The 725-nt window shown below is 63.4% G+C and carries 1 protein-coding gene; it reads right to left on the bottom strand.

Annotation, left to right across the window (positions count from 1 at the left end; all coding sequences use genetic code 11):
• Positions 1 to 109: 109 nt before the first annotated feature.
• On the bottom strand, positions 110 to 725 hold a 616-nt coding region (pcaG, locus tag ACTIE1_RS16645), incomplete at its 5' end, for a protocatechuate 3,4-dioxygenase subunit alpha (RefSeq protein ID WP_439563512.1).

Here is a 725-nt window from a genome sequence, read left to right as displayed (position 1 = left end):
ACGGATCGCAGGGCCACATGGGCCGCGATTGCAGAGGGAGGCGCCCGCCCTTTCGCACCTTCTGAACAGGTTTGAGCGACGCGGGTGGGCCGCGTCTGCTCATGTCCTGTCAGACGTCGAAAAAGACCGTCTCGTGCTCGCCCTGTAGGTGAATATCGAAACGATAGACCGGTTTGCCATCCTGCAGGCCGCGTTTTGCGATCAGGGTCGGGCGGCGGTTCTGCCATTCGATCAGATTCAGGACCGGATCGGCGGCATTGGCGTCGCTCTCGTCGTCAAAATAGAGCCTTGTGTTCAGGCCGACATTGATGCCGCGCGCCACGATCCACAGATTCAGATGGGGTGCCTGAACGCTGCCGTTCCGGCCCGGCACAGAGCCCGGCTTGACCGTCTCGAAACCCCATTGCCCGGTATCGAAATCGGTGATCACACGGCCCCAGCCGCGAAACCCGTCCTCGACCGGCCCGCCGCCTTCGGGATGGGCGTAATGGCCTTGCGCATTGGCCTGCCAGATTTCGATCAGTACATCCTTGACCGGCGAGCCGGTGCCGTCGATCACCAGCCCCTCGACCCGGATGCGTTCGCCCTCGGCATTCGGTCCGGCGATATCCCAGCCCAGTTCCTGCCGGTAGATGTCAAACCCGGCAGCACCCGGCGCAAGCCCGATATGCACATAGGGCCCGGCGGTCTGCGAGGCGGTTTCGCGCAGGTAGTTCAGCGTCTGC

The sequence above is a fragment of the Roseinatronobacter sp. genome (assembly GCF_051859525.1).
Taxonomy (GTDB): domain Bacteria; phylum Pseudomonadota; class Alphaproteobacteria; order Rhodobacterales; family Rhodobacteraceae; genus Roseinatronobacter.
The sequence above is the reverse complement of the archived record's forward strand: the minus strand, read 5'-3'. Positions and strand labels throughout refer to the sequence as shown.